Below are 4,054 nucleotides of genomic sequence, written 5' to 3'. Positions count from 1 at the left end.
GCGATGCGGTCGCCCATGCTCATGGCCTCGACCTGGTCGTGCGTCACGTACACGGTGGTCCGGCGGACCTCGCGGTGAAGGCGCTTGAGGTCGGCGCGCGCCTGAAGCCGGAGCAGGGCGTCGAGGTTCGACAGCGGCTCGTCCATGAGCAGGACCGGCGCGTCCATCACGATCGCGCGGGCGACGGCCACGCGCTGCCGCTGTCCACCCGAGAGCTGCGCCGGATAGCGATCGAGGAACCGCTCGAGCTGAAGAAGGGCAGCGCCCTCGCGCACCCGGCGATCGATCTCCGGCTTGGGGCGCCTGTGCATGCGCAGGCCGAAGCCGATGTTGTCCTTGACGGTCATATGCGGGAAGACGGCGTAGCTCTGGAACACCATCGCGATCTCACGCGCGCGCGGCGCGAGATCGGTGACGTCCTTCTCGCCGATGAACACCTTTCCCTCGTCGACATGTTCGAGGCCTGCGATGCAGCGCAGCAGCGTCGTCTTGCCGCAGCCCGACGGACCGAGGAGCACCAGGAACTCCCCATCTTTCACATCGAGGCTCACGTCCTTCAACGCGGGCGACTTCCCGAAGATCTTCGTCACGTTCTCGATGCGGATCCCGGCCATCGCTCAGCGCCCTCCCCACAGGTTCAGGAGATACCGGCGCATGAAGAAGATGAAGACGACCGCTGGCATGACCATGAAGAATCCGCCCGCGAACTTGAAGTACAGCGGCGACTGCTGCAGCGCGGATAGCACCTGCGCCGGCAGGGTACGTTGGCGGAGCGTGAGGATCGACGCCGCGAAGACCTCGTTCCATGAGATCACGAACGTGAAGATCGCCGCCGCGGCGAGTCCGGGCAGCGCGAGTGGGAGCGCAATGCGTAGGAACGCCGTGAAGCGTGAGCAGCCCAGCGTCATCGCCGCCTCTTCGAGCTCGTTCGAGACGCCGGCGAACACGCCGAGCGTCACGAGGATCACAAAGGGCAGCGCCATCGCGGTGTGGACCAGCGCGACGCCGAACACGTTGTCGTACAGACCGAGCTTCACGAAGGTCACGGCGAGGGGGATGGAGAGGATCGCGACCGGGAACATCTTCGTGGCGAGCACGATCAGCTGGAAGCCCTGCCGTCCGCGGAAGGTGAAGCGCGCGAGCGCGTAGCCTGCCGGAGCGCCGAGCGCGAGGCTGAGGACGATCGTGATGACCGCGACGGCGATGCTGTTGATGACCGAGGCGAACACGCCGGTCGACTGCAGGAAGAACTCCATCGTCGCGGTCGAGAAGTTCGTGGGTAGGAGTGGCTTCGGGTAGACGAAGACGTCGTCCGGGCGGCTGAACGCCGAAAGGAAGATCAGGTAGAACGGCACGACGACCCAGAGTGCGAGCAGGATCGCGCTCCCGTAGATCAGTGTCCGATCCCACGTGCGTGCGTTCATGCGCGCTTCACCTCGGCCTCGCGGAGGCCCAGGACGCGGAGGTAGACGATCGTGAACGCGATCGTCAGGCCCATCAGGAGCAGCGCGTATGTCGCGGCGAGGTGCGCATTGCGGTTGTTCGCGTACCAGCTATACGCCTCGGCGGCGATGACCGGGAGATTGCGCCCGGCCAGCGCGAGCACGACCGCGAACGTTTGGAACGCAAAGATCGTGCGGATGATCAGCGCCGACTGGAGGCTCGGCCGCAGGAGCGGCAGGACGACGTGGAGCGTGCGGCGGATGCGGTTCGCGCCGAAGAGATCGGCGGCTTCGAAGTAGTCGCGTGGGATGAGTTGCAGGCCCGCGACGAGGATGACCATGACGATCGCCGTCGCGCGCCACGACTCAGCGATGACGATCGCTGCGAGAAGGCCGCCGAAGTTCTCGAACGACAAGTAGACGGGCGGCGTCCCGATGATGCCGACGCCCTGGCCGATGGTGTTGAGATAGCCACGCTCGGTGAAGACCGAGAGCCAGAGGATGCCCGCGGCGAGATCGGAGATCGCCAGCGGGATCGCGTAGATGTAGAGGAAGATGCCGTGGCCTTTGAAGCGCGAGTGGATGAGCAGGGCCATCGCCAGCGCGAGGACGATCTGCAGCGGAACGATCAGGACGAGCAGGAGCAGCGTGTTCCGCCAGGCGTCGCTGAAGTTGACATCGCCCGTCATGCGCTCGAAGAACTCGGTGGTGAGCGCGCCGTTGTCCGCCTGGACGGCCAGCAGCAGGGCCTGCACCATCGGGATGAGGATCAGCAGGCCGAGGTAGACCAGCGACGGTAGGAGGAGCGCGAACGGAAGGATGTCTTCCGTTCGCGCTCGCATCCGCATCATGTCCTAAAGCCTGATCACTTCACCTGGCAGGGGCCGGTGGACGTTCCGTCCGGCCCCCAGCACTTCGCATTCGCGTCGGTCATGACCTTGTTGATGATGGCCGCCTGCTCGTTGAGCACGGTCTGGATGTCCTCGCCCTTCACGATGATCCGCTGGAAGGTGTTGAGGATGGCGGTGTTGAAGTCGCCGCCCTTGGCACCGAGGCCGACGGGCAGCGGCACGACCTTGGCGTCACTCGCCGCCGCCTGCTTCGCTACGGCATCGGCCTCGAGCTTGAGTCCCTTGTCGAGGTCGGTCGGCATCGTGACGTTCGTCACTGGGAAGAAGCTGTTCTCGCGAAGCGTGGTGATCTGCGTCTCGGGCTTGAGCAGGTAGTCGATGAGGTTCTCCGCCCCACTCGCGTTCGGTGTCGTCTTCGGGATCCCGAGACCGATGACGACGCTCATGTAGTAGCGGCCCTTGGGGCCGGCGGGCGCGGGCGCCGCGATGAAGTCATCGGGCTTCGCTTTGAGGACGTTGATCAGCCGTGCGGCGTGGTCGATGCCGACCCACACCTCTTCGGACTGCAGCGGCTCCTGCAGGAAGGCATAGGTGGTCGACTGCGGATTGGAGTACTGCCAGAGCTCCTTGATCTTCCCCCACATCGCCGCGGCCTCGGCGCTCTTGTAGGTGGTCACGAGTCCGCCGGTGAACGACGGATACCAGTAACCCTGGAGCAGACGGTGGATGAGGCCGTTCGTCCCGACCGGCCACCCGAACCGCTTCTGTCCGGTCTTCTCGAAGATGTTCTTGGCCCACGCGATGAGTTGGTCGTAGGTGAGGGCGTTGACGTCGGCGCCGGCAGGCAGGTATTGCAGCGCCTTCTTGTTCGCGGCGAGGAAGTACGTCGCCTGCATCCACGGCACGTACAGCTGTGTGCTGCCGCCGAACTTGCCCAGCGTGAGCATATCGCTGTTGATCTTCTTGTCGGCGTTCCGCGTGACCACCTTCGAAAGGTCGTTCAGGTAGTTCGCGGCGACGAGCGAGCCGTACTGTCCGTTCTCGAGTCCGACGATCCCGATCTGACCCGTGCCGCCGGCCTTCGACTCGACCGTGATGCGGTCGATGATCACGGGCTCCTGGTCGGTGATGAACTCGACGGATGCGCCGTTCCAGGCGGCGAGGATCTTCTTGCGCATCGCTTCCTGCTCGGTGACCGGCGAGAACTGCGTCGAAGCAAAGACGAAGCTCTTACCCGCATCGGTCGCGGTCGGGCCGGTAGCGGTCGGTGCGCCGCCGCCCGTCGGGGCGCCTGTTGTGGAGCACGCGGTGAGAAGGATCGCGAGCGCGCCGGCGATGCCGTACGCGCGCAGGCCACGGGAACGTCTCATCTCGTTACCTCCCCTCGAGGTTGCCGTGACTCTATGCCGCTCGGTACGAAAACGCGACTTGCAGAACATCCGCGGGTCGCGCGAGCAGCCCGAAGGCATCGGCGGCTTCCTCGACTGGTACTGATACACGCGGCAAGCCGCCGAGGATCACCGCACCACGGCACGCGAGGTCGATGCCGAACGCGCGCAGGGCGCCGATCTCCCAGCGCGGATGCAGATTCCCGATCTGGCCTGACCGCACTTCGACGCCGTTGTGGTGGAACTCGTCTCCAAGGAACAGCCCGGCGGCCTCGCCTTGGTAGAAGCCGACCGCGACAACGGTGCCGCGCCGGCGGACGACACGGATAGCCTCGTTCAGCGCTCGTGTGCTGCCCGTGCACTCGAACGCGAC

Annotated in this window: 5 protein-coding genes; all 5 read right to left on the bottom strand. The window is 65.3% G+C overall.

What is annotated here, in order from left to right; genetic code table 11:
* A partial coding sequence (locus tag VI056_03485; GenBank protein ID HEY6202084.1) for a sugar ABC transporter ATP-binding protein occupies nucleotides 1-614 on the bottom strand: 614 nt, incomplete at its 3' end.
* Between the two features lie 3 nt (nucleotides 615-617).
* Nucleotides 618-1,424: a carbohydrate ABC transporter permease gene (locus VI056_03480; protein ID HEY6202083.1), complete on the bottom strand. Its 807-nt coding sequence runs from the start codon at nucleotides 1,422-1,424 to the stop codon at nucleotides 618-620.
* The gene (locus tag VI056_03475) at nucleotides 1,421-2,293 is read right to left on the bottom strand and encodes a sugar ABC transporter permease (protein HEY6202082.1); all 873 of its coding nucleotides are present in this window, start codon (nucleotides 2,291-2,293) and stop codon (nucleotides 1,421-1,423) included. Before VI056_03475 ends, VI056_03480 begins: the two co-directional genes overlap by 4 nt.
* A gap of 14 nt (nucleotides 2,294-2,307) precedes the next feature.
* Entirely contained in the window at nucleotides 2,308-3,663 is a 1,356-nt protein-coding gene (locus VI056_03470) for an ABC transporter substrate-binding protein (GenBank protein HEY6202081.1), read from the bottom strand.
* 31 nt (nucleotides 3,664-3,694) lie between these two features.
* Nucleotides 3,695-4,054 (bottom strand): oxidoreductase (locus VI056_03465; protein ID HEY6202080.1); only part of this gene is annotated, 360 nt, incomplete at its 5' end.

Source organism: Candidatus Limnocylindria bacterium, from assembly GCA_036523395.1.
GTDB lineage: Bacteria > Chloroflexota > Limnocylindria > P2-11E > P2-11E > CF-39.
This window is presented reverse-complemented; position numbering and strand designations above follow the sequence as displayed.

Coding starts and splice junctions, on each gene's coding strand:
- VI056_03470 (HEY6202081.1), bottom strand. CDS start 3,663: ATGAGACGTTCCCGTGGCCTGCGCGCGTACGGCATCGCCGGCGCGCTC.
- VI056_03475 (HEY6202082.1), bottom strand. CDS start 2,293: ATGATGCGGATGCGAGCGCGAACGGAAGACATCCTTCCGTTCGCGCTC.
- VI056_03480 (HEY6202083.1), bottom strand. CDS start 1,424: ATGAACGCACGCACGTGGGATCGGACACTGATCTACGGGAGCGCGATC.